This window comes from Serratia sp. TMDUHS_CL (genome assembly GCF_037137105.1).
In the GTDB taxonomy this organism is placed as follows: Bacteria; Pseudomonadota; Gammaproteobacteria; order Enterobacterales; family Enterobacteriaceae; genus Serratia; species Serratia nevei.
On record NZ_JBBBDV010000021.1, the window covers coordinates 15,377 to 32,355 of the forward strand.

Genomic DNA, 16,979 nt, shown 5'->3' on the forward strand with positions numbered 1-16,979 from the left:
GCCGGCTGTGATGCCGGCTTTTTTTATGCCTCCGGCGGCGCGAGCAGCTGCCGTTCAAGGCAGCGCCGGATCGCGTGTTTGGCGTTGGCGACCCCCAGCTTACGCACCGCATTGCCGATGTGAAACTTCACCGTGCCGGTTTTGATCCCCAGGATCAGCGCGATCTCATGGTAGGTTTTGCCCTGGCTGGCCCAGTAGAGGATTTCCCCTTCGCGCGGCGAGAGCCGGTCTGTCCGGCTCGCCTCGGCGCTGGCCAAGGCCAGAGCGTGCTGGTGGGTATCGACCAATACCATCTGCAGGCTGGCCCTCTCGTCTTCCATCAGCTGCCGCAGATCGGCGTCATCGGCTGCCGTGGCGCTGATCGACAAGATCGCCAGGTTGTTGTCGTGATCGTGCAAAACAAAGCTGCAGCCGTGCACGATGTCGTATTCCCGCGCCTGGCTGAAGATCTTCCGGTAATGCCGATCCTCGGTGGTGACGGGGGTGTCGTGCCACATGAAGGGCGCGCAGCGACTATGGGCGGCGCGCACGACGGGATCGATGTGCTGATAGCGATTGGCGCTGTAGATGTCCAGCCATTCTTGCGGGTAGCTCGAGACCAGCAGATGGCGATCGGGACGGTGTTTGTTGAAGGTCAAATAAGCGTATTTGAATTGGCTGAAGGCGTGCAGTCGGCCGTCAAGATGCAGTCTTGCGGCGACGGCGTTGGCGAATGCGACGGCCATCGGTAACCTCCCTGTCGTTCGGCGGCTCAGCCCGACCTGCACCAAAGTCCAGCTAGTCAGTGCGGCGGATTGAAATTTATACTCGGCTAATAAATTCAAAAAGGCGGCAATGCCAAGACCCAAGCTTAGCAGCTCTGGGCGGAAATAAGCCAACGCTAGGGAAATTCTTTCAATCATCCTCTGATCAATGTTTCTGGGAACTATTGCGCGGGCGGCGGGGTAACCTCGCCGCCGCCTTATTGGCTATGCGGGCATTGCCGTTGCGGGAATGATGGCGCCGCGATGTTGGATCACCGTCGCGGCAAGCCGGTGGCCGCGCTGCGCCGCCTGCTGGGCGCTGCCGCCGCTCAGGCGTTCCGCCAGATAACCGGCGCTGAAAGCGTCGCCCGCCGCGGTGGTATCCACTACGCACTCCGGCGGCAGCGCAATCGCCGGTACCTCAAGTCGCTCTCCCTCCACGCCGAACACCAGACAGGCATCCGCGCCGCGTTTGATAACGATCTCGCCGACGCCGAGCGCCTGCGTGCGTGCCACCACCTGTTCAACCGGCTGCGTGCCCCACAGCAACGCTTCGTCATCTAGCGTCAGGAAGGCGATGTCGGTGCAGGCCAGCACCTCGCGGTAGGCCAGCTGCGTTTCTTCACGGCTTTGCCACAGGCGCGGGCGGTAGTTGTTGTCGAAGATAACCTGGCCGCCGTTGGCGCGGCAGCGGCGCAGCAGCGCCAGCAGCTTCGTGCGGTCGGCAGGCGCGAGGATCGCCAGGCTAATACCGCTGAGATACAGATAATCGAACTGCGCCAGCTGGGCGCACAGTACCTCGGCCTGGGGGCCCGCAAGCCAATACCGGGCGGCGGCGTCGTTGCGCCAGTAGTAGAAGGTGCGTTCGCCGGCGGCGTCGGTTTCGATCACGTACAGGCCCGGCAGTTTGTTTTCCAACTGCTGAATCAGCCCGGTCTCGATCTTCTCCTGCCGCCAGGCCTGCAGCATCTCGCCGCTGAAGCTGTCGGTGCCGAGCGCGGTGACGTAATGCACCTGCAGCGCCTGTTCCGGCATTTGGCGGGCGAGGTAGACGGCGGTGTTGAGGGTATCGCCGCCAAAGCCGCGCGTCAGCTGCGCGCCCTGCTGCGACAGCTCGATCATGCATTCGCCGATCACGGCGAGATTTCGGATAGTCATCGTCAATAAGCCCTGGCTAAAGAAGAAGCAACAGCCACCAGTCTCCACGCAAGGCGGTGAGGGAGTCAATAAATTAAAACAGTGTTTTAATTTTTTATGATCGCGATCGGCCCGTGCCAACAGGGCGAAGAGGAAAGCGCGCGGCAATTCATGCTTAAAGTTTTACGCGGTGCGGCCGATAAGCTGGGTAAAGAAACAGCGGCAGCGCTCTCACTTCCCCGCCACGGCGATAGTACCGATGATAACCAACCTGATCTCGGGTCTGCTGGCGCCCTGTTTTGCCCTCTATGCCTGCGCCAAATCGCGGCGCTACTGGCGGCAATGCCGGCGCTTGTATACCTTCCAGCCGATTTATCGCACCAGCGGCGCGCTGCTGGCGGTGGAACTGCTGACGGCGGTATATCACCCGAATGAGCCGGACAAACGGCAATCCCCGGAACAGTATTTCGCCTCGCTCGGCGTCGCCCAGCGTTTACGGGTGATCCAGGAACAGCTGGCGCTGTTGCAGCGCTGGCAGGCATTGTTCATTCGCCACGCGGTGATGGTGTCGGTCAATATCGACGGCATCGCGCTGCAAGCGTTGCAACGTCATAGCGAGCTGCAACGCCAGATCGCCGAGATGCCCTATCTGCGCTTCGAGCTGGTGGAGCACGCCGAAACGGCGTCAAACCACCCGTTGCAGCAGATCGTCGGCGGCGAACGGCTGTGGCTGGACGATTTCGGCAGCGGGCTGGCCAACTTCTCCGCCGTCGGCGCCTGGCGCTATCAATACATCAAGGTGGCGCGCGAGTTGTTCACCTTGCTCAAACAGTCGGAAGAGGGCGTACAGCTGCTCGGCACCCTGATCACGATGATGAACCAGCACAGCGACGGGGTGATCGTCGAAGGCGTGGAAACCGAGCAGGAGTGGCGGCTGGTGCAGCGTTCCGGCGCGTTGGCCGCGCAGGGCTACTATCTTTCCCGCCCGGCGTGCTTTGAAACTCTGCACAGCGTACCGACGCTGTTCGCCGCGCCCGGCGCGCCGGCGTGAACTCCGGCCTATCCTCAGCTAGGCTTAAACGGGGCTGCTCATTCTTTTTCCTTTCATTCGGCAGCCCGGTTTATGTGCTGAGGGAGCCCTATGACAAGAACAGGAAAGGTTTTCAGCTGGCTGGGCGGCATTGTGCTGCTGGCGATCGTCGCGCTGGCGATCTTCATCGCTACCTTCGACTGGAATCGACTCAAACCCACCATCAACGACAAAGTGTCGGCCGAACTGCGGCGGCCGTTCGCCATCCGCGGCGATCTGGGCGTCGACTGGTCGCGTAACCGGGATGAGGGCGGCTGGCGCGCCTGGGTGCCCTGGCCGCATATTCACGCTGAAGACGTGTGGCTGGGTAACCCGAAAAACATGCCCGGCGACAGCATGGTGACGCTGCAGCGCGTCGACGCCAGCATCGCACCGCTGGCGCTGCTGAGGAAAGAACTGCTGATCCCGCGCATCTGGCTCAAGCAGCCGAATGCGTCGTTAGAACGCCTGGCCAACGGCGACAACAACTGGACGTTTGATCTGGCTGCTGGCCAGGATCCGCAGCAACCGCCTTCCGCCTGGTCGTTCACCGTTCACGACATCGTGTTCGACAAGGGACAGATCGCCTTTAAAGACGCCACCCTGAAGGCGGATTTCCGCGCCGTCATCGATCCGCTCGGTAAACCGCTGCCGTTCAGTGAAGTGACCGGCAAGCAGAGCGGCGGCAAGGCCGCTACCCCCGACTACGTTTTCGGTTGGCAGGTCAAGGGCAAATATAACGGCGAACCGCTGAGCGGCAGAGGCAAGATCGGCGGCATGCTGTCACTGCAGAGCGCCGATCTGCCGTTCCCGCTGCAGGCCGACGTGCGTTCCGGCAGCACCCGTGTTGCGGTGGCGGGCACCTTGTCCGATCCGCTGAACCTCGGCGGCCTGGACGTGCAGCTGAAATTTTCCGGCGAAAGCCTGGGTGACCTCTATGGCCTGACCGGCGTGCTGCTGCCGAACACGCCGCCGTATGCGACCGATGGCCATCTGATAGCCCGCCTGCATCAGCCGGGCGGCGCCGTGTTCGAATATCAGAAGTTCGACGGCAAAATCGGCGACAGTGACATTCACGGTGACTTGAAATACGTTGCCGGTAAGCCGCGGCCGACGCTGAGCGGCGCGGTGAGCTCCCGGCAGCTGAGGTTGGCGGATCTGGCGCCGTTGATCGGCGCGGATTCCAACGCCGCCAAAGCCGGGCGCGGCGAGAAGAGCCGCCAACCGGCGGATAAGGTGCTGCCGGTCGCGCAGTTCGATACGCAAAGCTGGCGCAAGATGGATGCGGACGTGAAGTTTGCCGCCGCGCGCATCGAACGCGGCAGCGATTTACCGCTGAGCGATCTGGCCACGCACCTGAAGCTGAACAATGGCGAGTTGCGTCTGGATCCGCTGCGCTTCGGCATGGCGGGCGGCAGCCTGAACGCCGTGGTGCGTCTCGACGGCGGCAAAAAACCGATGCGTGGCCAAGTGGATATGCATGCGCGCAAACTCCAGCTCAAACAGCTGTTGCCGAACGTGGCGGCGATGAAGCGCAGCCTCGGGCAGATGAACGGCGACGCCAGTCTGACGGGCAGCGGCAATTCGGTGGCCGAGCTGCTGGCGACCAGCAACGGCGACCTGCGCCTGCTGATCAATAACGGGGTGATCAGCCGTAGCCTGATGGAGATCCTCGGCCTGAACGTCGGCAACTATCTGGTGGCGCAGCTGTTCGGCGACGACGTGGTGGGCATCAACTGCGCCGCGGCGGACGTCGGCATCCGCAGCGGCGTCGCCGCGCCGCGGCTGTTCGTGTTCGACACCGAGAACGCGGTGATCAACATCACCGGCAACACCAACCTCGCCACCGAACGGCTGGATTTGTCCATCGATCCGGAAAGCAAGGGGATGCGCGTGCTGACCCTGCGCTCGCCGCTGTACGTGAAAGGCACCTTCAAGCACCCCGACGCCGGGGTGAAAGCCGGGCCGCTGATCGCGCGCGGCGCGGCGGCGGTGGCGTTGGGGGCGGTGCTGACGCCGGCGGCGGCGCTGCTGGCGCTGGTCTCGCCCAGTGAAGGCGGCGAGGAGAACCAGTGCGGGCAGATCCTGCGGGAGATGAAAGGCAAAAAATAATCAGGCGCGCGGCGGTGGCGTAAGCAGGCGGCAGTCGTGATCCTGGATCTCTTCCGCCGAGGCCAGGGTGAACGGCAGCAGGCTGCGCTCGGTCGCCAGCAGCAGGAAATCGCCGTCCGGCAGCGCGGTCATCGCCAGGCCGAAGCTGCCCATGCGCCCGTCGGCGCGCGGCAGGCCGGAAGCCAACAGACGGAAGGCGCCCTGCTGTTCCAGCTCGGCAGGGGTCACCCGTCGCCCCAGATAGTCATGCCCCAACAGGCCGCCGGGCAGCGGTTGCCATTGCTCGATAAAATCGGGGCCGATCTGCGCCAGCCGCTGTTTTACCGCCGGCAACAGGCAGGAGATATGAATATGCAGCTGGTTTTGCGTGCGGCCATATTCCGAGTTGATCGCCAGTGAAATATCGCCGTCGTCGATCGGTTTGCCATAGCGTTCCGCCATCACGTGGCGCGCGCGCCAGGCCTGGGCGAAGAAATTCGGCGTGGCGGCGTCCAGCACCGCCGGGCTTTCTATCCCGGTGATTTTGGCGCTGGGCATCAGCAGGTATTGCAGCGGCCCGTTGCGATCTTTAAACACCACGAAGCCGGCCGGCACATCCACCTGCGCGCAGGGCGCCGGGTTGTCATGCGCCTGCTGATTGGGCAGACATTGCTGGCTGACGATGCGCCACAGCGCATCGGGATGGTCGGGCTTCAACCCGTAATAGAGCGCGATGGCGAGAGCCGCCAGCAGCGCAACGCAGACAAATACCCCACGACGCAGAGACATCGGCCAATCCTGTTACCGAGAGAAACGTCCAGCATAGCCCGGTTTTATGACAGGAAACGAACAACGCGTGCGGCCCCCCGCAGTGAGGGGGCCGTAGGGGATCACAGCGACTGGTGGCGGGTTTCTTTCATCAGCAGCAGGGCCAACAGCGTCAACCCGGCCATCGCCGCCAGGTACATGCCGACGTAGAACAGCCCGTAGTGGGCCGCCAGCCAGGTGGCGATATAAGGCGCCACGGACGCGCCGAGAATAGACGCGACGTTGTAGGAGAACGATGCGCCGGTATAGCGCACTTCGGTCGGGAACAGCTCCGGCAGCAGCGCGCCCATGGGGCCAAAGGTCAGCCCCATGATGCTCAGGCCGCACAGCAGGAAGCCCATCACCAGCGCCTGGTTACCGGAACCCAGCAGGGTCGGGAACAGGAACGCGAAGCCGATCATCAGCAGGGTAATGGCGATCATGGTCTTGCGGCGGCCGAACGCGTCCGCCAGCAGGCCGGCGATCGGTACCATCACGCCGAAACCGATTACCGCCACCATCAGCATCCACAGGAAGCTGTTGCGGGAGTAGCCGAGCCCCAACGGCTGCGGCGTGGTGCCGTAGGTCATCGAATACACCGTCATCAGATAAAACAGCGTGTAGGTCGCCAGCATGATGAAAGTGCCGAGGATGGTCGCTTTCAGATGCTTGCTCAGCAGCGTGCCGAGTGGCACTTTCACCTGTTTGCCGGCTTTGGCCACTTTGGCGAACACCGGCGTTTCATGCAGCGACACCCGAACGTACAGGCCAATCAGCACCAGCGCGGCGGAGAGGATGAACGGCACGCGCCAGCCCCATTCCATAAACTGCTGGTCGCTCAGCAGCCAGGAGAGCAGCAGGAAGGTGCCGTTGGCGAAGAAGAAGCCGATCGGCGCGCCCAACTGGGGGAAGGAGCCGTACAGCGCGCGCTTTTTGGCCGGCGCGTTCTCCGTCGCCAGCAGGGCGGCGCCGCCCCATTCGCCGCCCAGTCCCAGGCCCTGCCCGAAGCGCGCCAGCGCCAGCAGGATAGGGGCGAAGATGCCGATGGTTTCATAGCTCGGCAGCAGGCCGATCAGCACGGTGGAAATCCCCATGGTCAGCAGCGAGGCGACCAGCGTGACCTTGCGCCCCACGCGATCGCCGAAGTGCCCGAACAGCGCAGAGCCGATAGGGCGCGCGACAAAGGCGACGGCGAAGGTGGCCAGCGACTGCAGCGTTGCGGTGGTCGGGTCGCCCTGTGGGAAGAAGATATGTGGAAACACGATCACCGCGGCGGTGGCGTAGATGTAGAAGTCGAAGAACTCGATGGCGGTACCGACCAGCGAGGCGACGATGACTTTCCCGCGGGAGTTCACCGGTGTGGACGCGTCGTCGGCGTCGAGTGGGGGTGCGATGGTGGCTTGCATAATATTTCTTATTGTTGGAAGGGGTAAAAATCCATCTTAGTGACAGCATTCGGCCTTTTCAACGCGGGAACTTTGGGCAATGGCCCCGCTAACCGGTTAAAAAGACTAATGTTTTATCTGGCTTGTTTTCTGCAGCGTTAAACGTTGAGAAAGGGCTTTCGTGCAGAGGGAATGGCTGTAAAAGCGGCAAAGAAAAGTGAGCGAGCAGTTTGTTATGCTGGTTTTTCGGATCGCGCGCCGCGTTATTTAGACGTATTGACTGGTTTTCTGGTTGATATCCAGAGGAAAGTGCCGGTGTGTGCGATAACACCGGCACGATCGCATGGCTTCAGCGCGCCGGAGGTTCGCGTTCCGGCAACGCTTTGTCGCCTTTGTAGTCGGCGGTGGCGATCCAGGCGGCGCAAAACAGCGTCAAACGAGCGAAGAAGTAGAAGAACGCCATCAGCCCGATCACCGATCCGAAGGCCGCGCCGGAAGGCGACTTTGCCACCTGCGGCAGCGTCATGGTCATCACGAACTTGATCACCTCAAAGCCGATGGCGGCGAGCAAGGTGCCGCGCAGCAGCGCTTTTTTCTTCGGTTTGTGGCGCGGCAGCATCCAGAAAATCCACAGGAACAGCAGATAGTTGGCGAAGATCGAGATCGACAGCGCGATCAGCGTCAGCGCCGGCCGCAGCCATTCGATGCCGTCCAGCCCCAGCGCATTGACGATCGCCGCCTGCGCCGACCCGGCGACCGAGGTCAGCGACAGCGTAATGATCAGCGCGACCACCAGGCCGGTCAGCGAGATGAAGTCGCGGGTGTATTTGAAGTAGATTTTCTCCTGATCCTGCGGATTGCGCTCCCAGACATCGCGCGACTGCGCGCGGATCGCCTCGCGCAGGTTGCCCATCCAGCTGATGCCGGAATAGAGCGCCAGCGCCAGGCCGGTCAATCCCACGGTGGTGCGCTGCTGAATGGCGGTGTTGACGGTGTTCTTCAGCGTGCTGGCCAGCGTCGGATCGCTGATGCTGCCGACGATGCGGTTGATCAAGCGGGCCAGCAGATCCGGGTTGGAGGCCAGCACGAAGCCGGCGGCGGCAAACGACACCATCAGGATCGGGATCAGCGAGAGGAATGAAAAATAGGTAATAGCGGCGCCGAACTGGCTACCCAGCCGATCGTTAAAGCGTTCGGCGGCGCGCAGCAGGTGCGCCACGCTTGGCCAGGCTTTGATGCGTTCAATCAGACGTGAAAAACCACCGATGCGGCGGTCGAGGGTCTCATGGCCGGTCTTGATGGCGATAAGCGGCTTCGGCGGCGTGTCTTGTGCGGGCTGGTGGCGTTCCTGGTCTGGTCCTGTAGGCATTACTTCACGATTTCCTTAACGTTAAACGGCATGTTTCAGCGTTGATTATAGCCAAAGCCCCGCAGCGTTTTGAACGCCGGGGCGGCAAACGGTCATTTTCCGAGCTTAGCGCGTTAGCGCCCGGCATGAAATGCCGGGGAGGGGGCGATAGGTAAAATTCCTATGAAAACCCCGTGGCGCCTCGGTTTTTTTCACTTCCCTACCTCCAATTTTTATCTGTTTCGTCGGCGAGAAAGCGTTTACTCATGATGTGGCGTCGCGCTTTTGCCGCCCACCGCTCCGCTGCAGCCGTAGGGGCTGGAACGGTCTCATCCGTCATCAACAGAAAAACTGGAAGGTCTTATGAAATTGCTTAATCACCCCACCTGTCGTCCGTTTACCGAAGCGGGCAATTTGTCGCAGCTGTCCGCCTACTATGAAGAGGGGCGGCACATCATGTGGATGCTGCTGCGCGCCGCGCCGCGCCCCTGCTTCAACCAGGCGCTGATCGAAGACATCATGACGCTGGCGCAGGCGGCGAAGGAGTCTTCGCTGCGGTTCGATTTCTGGGTCACCGGCTCGCTGGTGCCGAACATGTTCAACGTCGGCGGCGATCTGCAGTTCTTCGCCGAAGCGATCAAAAACCGCAAGCGCGAGGCGATGATGGCCTACGCGCGCGCCTGCATCGACTGCGTACATGCGGCGGCGCGCGGTTTCGACACCGGCGCGGTCAGCATTGCGATGGTCGAAGGCAGCGCGCTGGGCGGCGGTTTTGAAGCGGCGCTGGCGCACCATTTCGTGTTGGCGCAGAACAACGCGCGCATGGGGTTTCCGGAGATCGCGTTCAACCTGTTTCCCGGTATGGGCGGTTACTCGCTGGTGGCGCGCAAGGCGGGCATGCGCTTGGCCGAGGAGCTGATTTGGGGCGGCGAGTCGCACACCGCAGAGTGGTTCGAGAGCCGCGGGCTGGTAGACCAGCTGTTCCAGCCCGGCGACGCCTACATGGCGACGCGCACCTTCATCGATACTATCCGGCCGAAGCTCAACGGCATGCGCGCCATGCTGCGGGCGCGTCAGCGCGTGTTGCAGCTGACGCGTTCCGAGCTGATGGACATTACCGAAGACTGGGTGCACTCGGCCTTTACCATTGAGGAAAAAGACCGCGCCTACATCGAGCGGCTGGTGATGTTGCAGGATCGCCATACCCTGAACCTGCGTCGTGCCGGCTAACGTTAACGCGCCCGCCTCACGCGGAGGGTGAGTGCGGGCGGTAGGACTGCAGCCAATGCTCCAGCTGTTCCGGGAGCATTGGCCGCGCAAACAGAAAGCCCTGTTTTTCGTCCACGCCGACCTCGTCGAGGAAGTGGTTTTCGCTCTCGGTCTCCACCCCTTCGGCGATCACCCGGAACGCCAACGCCTCCGCCGCCGCAACGATCGCGCGCACCAACGATTGCGATACCGGGTTGAAATTCACCCCGCGCACGAAGCTTTTATCCAGCTTGATGGCGTCCAGCGGAATACGCGCCAGCTGCGCCAGCGACGAATAGCCGGTGCCGAAGTCGTCGAGATGCACCTGCGCGCCCAGTTCGCGCAACCGGGTGATCAGCGCGCGAGCGCGGTTCTCGTCTTCAATCAGGCTGCTTTCGGTCAACTCGAAGTCCAACAGACAGGGGGCCATGCGGTGACGGCGCAGCACCCCGAGCAGGTCGTTGACGATGCTGTCGTCGGCCAGCTGCCGGGCGGAGAGGTTGACCGCCACCCGCAGATTCAATCCCTGCTCTTGCCACTGCGCCGCCTGGCCGGCGGCGGTCTGCAATACCCATTGCCCCAGTGGGCCGATCAGGCCGGACTCCTCGGCGTAGGAGATGAACTGCAGCGGCGGGATCAGGCCGCGCTCCGGCGAATCCCAGCGCACCAGCGCTTCCACGCTGTGCACTTCACCGCTGCGCGCGTCGATTTTCGGCTGGTAATACAGCACCAGCTGATTTTGCTCCAGGCCTTTGCGCAGATTGGTGTCCAGCCACATGTATTCGGCGACGCGCTTGTTCATCTCCGGCGAGAAGACGGTATAGGTGCGTTTGCCGTGCTCCTTGGCGACGTACATGGCGGTATCGGCGCTGCGGATCAGGCTGTCGAGATCGTTGCCGTGCTCCGGGCACAGCGCGATGCCGATCGAACAGCCGGTATACACCTCAATCAGGCCGATGCGGAAAGGGGTTTTCAGCCTGTCGATGATGCGCTGCGCCAGCGTTTGCAGGCGCTCGCGATCGGTTTGCGGCGCCAGCACCAAGAATTCGTCGCCGCCGAGGCGGGCGAGCACCTGGTCCGGGCTCAGGCAGCCGAGGATCGCCAGCGCGACCTCGACCAGCAGCCGATCGCCGAACATATGGCCGTAGGCGTCGTTGACCTTCTTGAAGTTGTCGAGATCGAGGTAGACCAGGCCGAAACTCTCTTCGCCGCGCGTGGCGATGGCGTGATTGATTTTGTCCTGGATCGCGTTACGGTTCGGTAGGCCGGTGATGAGATCGGTGTTGGCCAGCACCCGCAGCCGCTCCTGCGCACGGCGTTCTTCGGTGATGTCGGTACCGGAGCAGATAAGATACACCTCGTTCTTGCCGCTGCCGCTGCCGCTGTGCACGAATTTATTGCGGAACAGGAACAGCCGTTCGCCCTTGACCGTTTTTACCCAGCGTTCCACCTCATAGGACGAACCGTTGCGGAAGAAGCCGGCGATGTTGCGCCGCGAAGCGGCGGCTTCTTCCGGGCTCATAAACAGCTGGAAAACGTTTTTGCCGATCACTTCATGTTCGCGCAGCCCGGTGTACTCCTCGCTCAGCCGGTTGAAGCGTTGGATGCGGCCGTGCTGATCGACGATCACGATCACCGAGTTGGCTTCGGACACCACCTGCTCGGCGAAGGAGAGGCCGTGCACCAGATCGCGCGCCACGGATTGGGTGTCGCTGAAGGCGGAAGCGGTGCCCGCCCATTCGAGATTATTGACGCGGCGCCCCACCAGATGCAGATGCAGCGGTTCTCCGGCGAGCGTAATGGTCAGTTCAAGGCTGGCGGTGACGCCGGTCAGACGGCGGATTTTCGCCGCTTCCATGGCGCTGAGCGCCACCGCGACGTGGGCTTTGCCCTTAACGGCGGACAGCTCCAGGGCATTGCTGTCAAACGCCAGCCGCCAGTGGGGGCTTTGGGTGCCGAAGTGGGCGTTAAGAAGCTCAGGGCCTTGGTCTGCGGGCATGATGATTCCTCAAAAGAGCACGGGCGGCCGGTCAGCACAGCTCCGGGGCAGCCTGTTGGCCCGAAAGTGGTCGCCGTGCGCATCTGTGCATCATATAACAGGTTTTCACAGGCGAGGCGGGTGATGGAAACTATTATATAAGCAATGATTAGTTTTGCGGTGTAAACGTCACCCGGCGGCCGGTTGTCTTAAAGTGTAGGAGAACATCGGATCCTGTGATGTTTGTACCGACCTCCCCGCTATCGGAAAACGGTTGATGCAAGGTTGCCGTGGAGGCGAGTAAATTATAGCGGTGAGGGGAAAGCGGAAAAATAACTCCACCGGGGGGATTTTTACCGGGAAATTAAAATTTCCATCAAATAAACGCCATCTTCATAGTTTTCTCATAATTGGTGAATAAATCCGAGACGGGTTTTAAAAAGTTTACACACCCTCGCATTACTTGAATTTTATCAGCCTATTATTATCTCCGACGACGAATGAGCCTGTTAACGTACAGCGCTCCTGATGAAGAAAAACTTTTAAGGAAATGATTATGCGTAAATTGACGGCTTTATTTATTGCTTCCACGCTGGCTCTGGGTTCTGCTTCTGCGGCGTTCGCTGCAGACACGACGGCACCGGCACCGGATGCGGCGCCGATGAAAATGATGCATCACAAGGGTGAAGGCAAAGGCGGCCCGTTCGCCGGGCTGAACCTGACCGAACAGCAGCGCCAGCAGATGCGCGATATCATGAAAGAGTCGCACCAGAAGCGCGGGCCGGGCATGAAAGAGGAACGCCAGGCGCTGCATAATCTGGTGGCTTCCGACAGCTTTGACGAAGCGAAGGCGAAAGCGCAAATTGACGCGATGGGCAAAGCACAATCCGAACGCATGCTGGAACGCGCCAAAGCGGAAAATAAAATGTATAACCTGCTGACTCCTGAGCAGAAAAAACAATACAATGAGAATTATCAGAAACGCGAGCAAAAGATGATGGACCATATGAATAAAATGAAGGAGCAGATGTCCTCCGGTCAGTAATATCCGCTCGCGGTGAATAAAAAAGGGCCAGACTATTTGTCTGGCCTTTTTTATTTGGCGTTATCACCGGCAGGTTCTGCAGTGAGTGATAATCATTCCCCGCCGACAATGTGCCGGAACTGTTCGGCAACGGCCTGTGCAAAGCGCGGGTCGTTAATATGATAAGGCGTTTTTATCAGCCGGCGTTTGTCGGTGGCGTATACCGTCTCCTCCAGCGCTTGCGTAAAGGCGGCCAGCGCCGCCGGATCCCAGAACGGTTGCCCCGGCGCATCCAGAGCCGATACGCCGCCTGCCGGGATCACGAAGCGCACTTCGCCCGTACAGGCATTGATTTTTTCGCCCATCCAACGTCCGATTAACGCGCTTTCCCGCGCGCTGGTGCGCACCAGCGTCACTTGCGGATTGTGATGGTGGCGCAGGCGGTTGGCGTAGCGAGCCGGCACCGTATTCGGCGCGCCGAAGTTGATCATGTCGATCGCGCCGCAGGAGAGCACGCAAGGGATGCCGGTACGCGCGATGGCCCCGAAACGATCTGCATTGCAGGGTAGCACACCGCCAAACAGGTAATCGGCCACTTCGGTGGTGGTCAAGTCGATGGCGCCGCGCAGTTGGCGGCTATCGATCAGTTTTTCCAGCGCTCTGCCGCCGCTGCCGGTGGCGTGAAACGTCAGGCAATCCCATTGCGGCTCAAGGTCGGCAACCAGCGCCTGAATACAGGGCGTGGTGACGCCAAACATCGTCAGGCCAATCGCGGGCTTGTCGTCGGGATAGTCGACGGCGGCGAAGCGTACGGCCCCGGCTATCTGGCGCGCCGCGTTGCCGAGCACCCGTCGCGAGATGCGGTTCAGACCGGCGAGATCGGTGACCGAATACAGCATGTTGATGTCACTGGCGCCGACATAGGCGGAAACGTCACCCGCCGCCATGCTTGAGACCATTATTTTCGGCAGGCCGATCGGCAGCTGCTGCATGGCCGGCGTGATGATGGCGGTGCCACCGGAGCCCCCCAGGCCAAGCAGGGCGGCAATATCGCGGCGCGTCAGGATAAAGCGTTCGAAAGCGGTCGCCATGGCGGCGATCGCCTGGCCGCGGCTGGCGCAGAAGACCGCGCCGGCGCCTGCCGGATGGTGGCAGGCAACGTCCTCTGGGCTGATATCGGCGGGGGAATCAAACGGCAAGCTACGGGTGGAGAGATCGACGGTTCGCGTAGGTAAGTTCAGGGCAGCGATCAGCCGCCGTACGTACTCCAACTCTTGTCCTTTGGTATCTGCTGTGGTAGCAATATAGACAAAATTTGAAGTATCAATCATGGGGTTTTCCCGAGTGCTTCTAGTTTTTATTTATAAATTATGATGTTATATTTTTAGTGGAACCCTGGTGCTGGCTATTAAGTTAAAGTAATTAATGTATTTATATAATGAGACGGCCGTATCATTTTTGCAAGGGTTAGGCGATGCAAAATGGGACTTCTGTCTCATTTTTGAGCTTTTCAACGTGGCCGGCGCTTTGCCGGCAACCGGCCAACAGAGGCATCGTCCCCGGTTGTGCTAGCGTGTGCAGATGCATGAGGTTTATGTGCCGATAGATGCTTTTCCCGTCCCTCTCGATCCTTCTCTGACCTCCGCCCGGGCAAAAACCTACCGTTTGTTGCTGGCCAGCGCGATGGCGCTGTATGACGAAGGCGCGTTTCCTTCGATCACCGAACTGGCGGCGCATGCACAGGTATCGCGTGCGACGGCCTACCGTTACTTTCCGACCCAAAGTGCGCTGATTAGCGCCGTGGTGGCGGAAAGCCTGGGCCCAATTCTGGAATGGCGCCCGCAAGACGATGATGCTTTGAAGCGTATTCAGCAATTGCTGAGCTTCGCCTATCCTCAGATGGAGCGGCATGAGGGGGCGTTGCGCGCGGCGTTGCAGCTCTCTTTACAGCAGTGGGCGAACGCGACGCCGGGCGAAAAATTCGTGCGCGGCAACCGCAAGCGTCTGCTGGCGTTGGCGGTAGAACCGTTGCAGGGCAAACTGCCGTCGGACTCTCTGCAGAGAGTGATTCATGCTTTCTCGCTGATTTACGGCTCGGAAGTATTTCTGGTGTTGAAAGATATCTGGGGCCTGGAGCTGGATAATATTCAGGACGTCACGCAATGGATGGCCAAAGCCATCCTTCGTCAGGCGGAAGAAGACGCGATGAACAGCAAAAAAACATCAGCAGGATAATCCAATTTTTGCCGATGGCTGAGTGAAAATCCAGCATAATTCACTGAGTGAATATTGGCAAAATTTATAATTAAAAGTGATAAAAGACGCCTGTTAATCACTTTTCAGGCGTTCTGCCTCTTTGTTGTTTACTGAATTATATTCTTATTTATCATAATTATAATATTGTTTCTCTCACCTCATGCCGCGACTTCGGCGTTGGGAGATGTCATTGCCATTTCTTATCCTCCTTCGCCTGATTCACCCCTGAAACTTTCTCTCCTCCCTCCTGACTGCCGGATGACACATTAAGCGCACTTGAGATTGTTGTGCTTTATTTATTTGGTGTTACCAAACTGTTACACAAAAAATCTTATAAAACATTTGCAAACAACAACGGACGGTATCTGGGATGGAGAAGAAACTTAGAGGAGTCAAATCCGCTCGGGCGGCCTTCGGCTGGCCTGAAATCGGAGTTCATCGCGCACAATGGAGCGCGATGCTGATCTGCCTGACGGCGATCGGCGGGGCGCAGGCTGCCACCTATATAGAGAACGGCAAAGCGGGCGATCCGGCCAGCTGGCGCAGCAGTGAGTTCAACGCGGAATGGGGGCTGGGGGCGATCCACGCCGACCAGGCCTACGCCGCCGGTTATACCGGCAAAGGCATCAAACTCGGCATTTTCGATCAGCCGGTCTACGCCAAGCACCCCGAGTTTTCCGGTCCTGATAAGGTGATCAATCTGGTTACCCATGGCACCCGCGAATACACCGATCCCTATATTCCGGTAAAAAAAGGCGATGACTTCCGCTATGACGGCACACCGAGCACCGACTCCAGCGGCAAATTAGGCTCGCACGGCACCCACGTGGGCGGCATCGCCGCCGGCAGCCGCGACGGCGGCGCCATGCACGGGGTGGCGTTCAACGCGCAGATCATCAGCGCAGAAAACGGCGATCCCGGCCCGGAAGACGGCATTGTGCTCGGTAACGACGGCGCGGTTTACCAGGCCGGCTGGGAGGCGCTGGTGGCCAGCGGCGCGCGCATCATCAATAACAGCTGGGGCATCGGCATTACCGATAAATTCGCCAAGGGAGGCAAAGATCCCGCTTATCCTCACTTCACGGTCGACGACGCGCAAAAGCAGTTCGATCAGATCAAGGTTATCCTGGGCACCAAACCCGGCGGCGCCTATCAGGGCGCGATCGACGCGGCGCGCAGCGGCGTGGTCACCATCTTCGCCGCCGGTAACGACGGCAATCTGAATAACCCCGATGCCATGGCCGGTCTGGCCTATTTCGTGCCGGAGATTGCACCGAACTGGCTGTCGGTCGCCAGCTTGCAGGATCCCACCAATACCGGCGATTACAGCATCAGCACCTTCTCTTCTCGCTGCGGTTATACCGCCAGCTTCTGCGTCTCGGCACCGGGAACCCGGGTATATAGCTCGGTGATTGAAGGCACCAGCGTGGAGAATCTGACGACCGGTTACGCCAAATACAGCGGCACCTCGATGGCGGCGCCGCACGTGGCCGGCAGCGTTGCGGTGCTGATGGAGCGGTTCCCGTATTTGAATGGCGCACAGGTGGCGGACGTGCTGAAAACCACCGCCACCGACATGGGCGCGCCGGGCATCGACGCGCTCTACGGCTGGGGGATGATCAACCTGGGCAAGGCCATCAACGGCCCGGGCATGTTGGTGACCGCCGAGGATATTCCCGAAGAATTCCGTATTCCGGATCCGACGGGCGTGGCTTACGGCCCGACCCAGTTCGTGGTGGATCTGCCGGGCGTCGGCGCGGTGCTGGACAAGGGTAAACCGACCGAGCGCGTCTGCAGCAGCGATCTTTGCGGCCTGGACTTCTGGAGCAACGACATCTCCGGCCACGGCGGCCTGACCAAGCAGGGCATCGGCACGCTGGTGCTGACGGGTAA

General features: G+C 60.5%; 13 protein-coding genes. 6 read left to right on the top strand and 7 right to left on the bottom strand.

Annotated features, from left to right (window positions below; translation table 11 throughout):
- Window positions 1–23: 23 nt before the first annotated feature.
- Window positions 24–725, bottom strand: coding sequence for a LuxR family transcriptional regulator (locus tag WCL58_RS24755; protein WP_180547924.1), 702 nt, complete (start codon window positions 723–725; stop codon window positions 24–26).
- Window positions 726–968: 243 nt separating this feature from the next.
- Entirely contained in the window at window positions 969–1,901 is a 933-nt protein-coding gene (locus WCL58_RS24760) for a PfkB family carbohydrate kinase (protein WP_197659075.1), read from the bottom strand.
- 238 nt (window positions 1,902–2,139) lie between these two features.
- Here WCL58_RS24760 and pdeH point away from each other — a divergent pair, with 238 nt between their 5' ends.
- Window positions 2,140–2,931, top strand: a complete 792-nt coding sequence (pdeH, locus tag WCL58_RS24765; RefSeq protein ID WP_060425390.1) for a cyclic-guanylate-specific phosphodiesterase — start codon at window positions 2,140–2,142, stop codon at window positions 2,929–2,931.
- 90 nt (window positions 2,932–3,021) lie between these two features.
- Entirely contained in the window at window positions 3,022–5,061 is a 2,040-nt protein-coding gene (locus WCL58_RS24770) for an AsmA family protein (RefSeq protein ID WP_336851727.1), read from the top strand.
- Here the strand turns inward: WCL58_RS24770 and WCL58_RS24775 are convergent, their stop codons facing one another.
- The 3 genes from WCL58_RS24775 to yhjD all read right to left on the bottom strand — a co-directional run bounded on the left by WCL58_RS24775 (window position 5,062) and on the right by yhjD (window position 8,601).
- Window positions 5,062–5,829: a CDP-diacylglycerol diphosphatase gene (locus tag WCL58_RS24775; protein WP_060425394.1), complete on the bottom strand. Its 768-nt coding sequence runs from the start codon at window positions 5,827–5,829 to the stop codon at window positions 5,062–5,064.
- 101 nt (window positions 5,830–5,930) lie between these two features.
- Window positions 5,931–7,253 carry an MFS transporter gene (locus WCL58_RS24780; protein WP_038874673.1) on the bottom strand — a complete coding sequence of 441 codons (1,323 nt, stop codon included), beginning with the start codon at window positions 7,251–7,253 and terminating at the stop codon, window positions 5,931–5,933.
- Window positions 7,254–7,581: 328 nt separating this feature from the next.
- Window positions 7,582–8,601 (bottom strand): inner membrane protein YhjD, encoded by a 1,020-nt coding sequence (gene yhjD / locus WCL58_RS24785; RefSeq protein ID WP_060425396.1) that lies wholly within the window; start codon window positions 8,599–8,601, stop codon window positions 7,582–7,584.
- A 342-nt stretch (window positions 8,602–8,943) separates the two neighbouring features.
- Here yhjD and WCL58_RS24790 point away from each other — a divergent pair, with 342 nt between their 5' ends.
- Window positions 8,944–9,810, top strand: a complete 867-nt coding sequence (locus tag WCL58_RS24790; RefSeq protein ID WP_038874666.1) for a crotonase/enoyl-CoA hydratase family protein — start codon at window positions 8,944–8,946, stop codon at window positions 9,808–9,810.
- A gap of 16 nt (window positions 9,811–9,826) precedes the next feature.
- Here WCL58_RS24790 and pdeR read toward each other — a convergent pair whose 3' ends face one another.
- Complete coding sequence (pdeR, locus tag WCL58_RS24795; RefSeq protein ID WP_336851728.1) at window positions 9,827–11,827, bottom strand: cyclic di-GMP phosphodiesterase; 2,001 nt, start codon at window positions 11,825–11,827, stop codon at window positions 9,827–9,829.
- 535 nt (window positions 11,828–12,362) lie between these two features.
- Here pdeR and spy point away from each other — a divergent pair.
- The gene (gene spy / locus WCL58_RS24800) at window positions 12,363–12,851 is read left to right on the top strand and encodes an ATP-independent periplasmic protein-refolding chaperone Spy (RefSeq protein WP_038874659.1); all 489 of its coding nucleotides are present in this window, start codon (window positions 12,363–12,365) and stop codon (window positions 12,849–12,851) included.
- 92 nt (window positions 12,852–12,943) lie between these two features.
- Here spy and WCL58_RS24805 read toward each other — a convergent pair whose 3' ends face one another.
- Window positions 12,944–14,161 carry a Tm-1-like ATP-binding domain-containing protein gene (locus tag WCL58_RS24805; RefSeq protein ID WP_102985375.1) on the bottom strand — a complete coding sequence of 406 codons (1,218 nt, stop codon included), beginning with the start codon at window positions 14,159–14,161 and terminating at the stop codon, window positions 12,944–12,946.
- Window positions 14,162–14,411: 250 nt separating this feature from the next.
- On the opposite strand from WCL58_RS24805, the gene WCL58_RS24810 reads away from it, so the two are divergent.
- Window positions 14,412–15,065: a TetR/AcrR family transcriptional regulator gene (locus WCL58_RS24810; RefSeq protein ID WP_038874652.1), complete on the top strand. Its 654-nt coding sequence runs from the start codon at window positions 14,412–14,414 to the stop codon at window positions 15,063–15,065.
- 478 nt (window positions 15,066–15,543) lie between these two features.
- Window positions 15,544–16,979 (top strand): S8 family peptidase (locus tag WCL58_RS24815; protein ID WP_336851729.1); only part of this gene is annotated, 1,436 nt, incomplete at its 3' end.

Excerpts from the sequence above, each read along its gene's own strand:
- WCL58_RS24755 (WP_180547924.1), bottom strand. The coding sequence starts at position 725 with ATGGCCGTCGCATTCGCCAACGCCGTCGCCGCAAGACTGCATCTTGAC.
- WCL58_RS24760 (WP_197659075.1), bottom strand. The coding sequence starts at position 1,901 with ATGACTATCCGAAATCTCGCCGTGATCGGCGAATGCATGATCGAGCTG.
- pdeH (WP_060425390.1), top strand. The coding sequence starts at position 2,140 with ATGATAACCAACCTGATCTCGGGTCTGCTGGCGCCCTGTTTTGCCCTC.
- WCL58_RS24770 (WP_336851727.1), top strand. The coding sequence starts at position 3,022 with ATGACAAGAACAGGAAAGGTTTTCAGCTGGCTGGGCGGCATTGTGCTG.
- WCL58_RS24775 (WP_060425394.1), bottom strand. The coding sequence starts at position 5,829 with ATGTCTCTGCGTCGTGGGGTATTTGTCTGCGTTGCGCTGCTGGCGGCT.
- WCL58_RS24780 (WP_038874673.1), bottom strand. The coding sequence starts at position 7,253 with ATGCAAGCCACCATCGCACCCCCACTCGACGCCGACGACGCGTCCACA.
- yhjD (WP_060425396.1), bottom strand. The coding sequence starts at position 8,601 with ATGCCTACAGGACCAGACCAGGAACGCCACCAGCCCGCACAAGACACG.
- WCL58_RS24790 (WP_038874666.1), top strand. The coding sequence starts at position 8,944 with ATGAAATTGCTTAATCACCCCACCTGTCGTCCGTTTACCGAAGCGGGC.
- pdeR (WP_336851728.1), bottom strand. The coding sequence starts at position 11,827 with ATGCCCGCAGACCAAGGCCCTGAGCTTCTTAACGCCCACTTCGGCACC.
- spy (WP_038874659.1), top strand. The coding sequence starts at position 12,363 with ATGCGTAAATTGACGGCTTTATTTATTGCTTCCACGCTGGCTCTGGGT.
- WCL58_RS24805 (WP_102985375.1), bottom strand. The coding sequence starts at position 14,161 with ATGATTGATACTTCAAATTTTGTCTATATTGCTACCACAGCAGATACC.
- WCL58_RS24810 (WP_038874652.1), top strand. The coding sequence starts at position 14,412 with ATGCATGAGGTTTATGTGCCGATAGATGCTTTTCCCGTCCCTCTCGAT.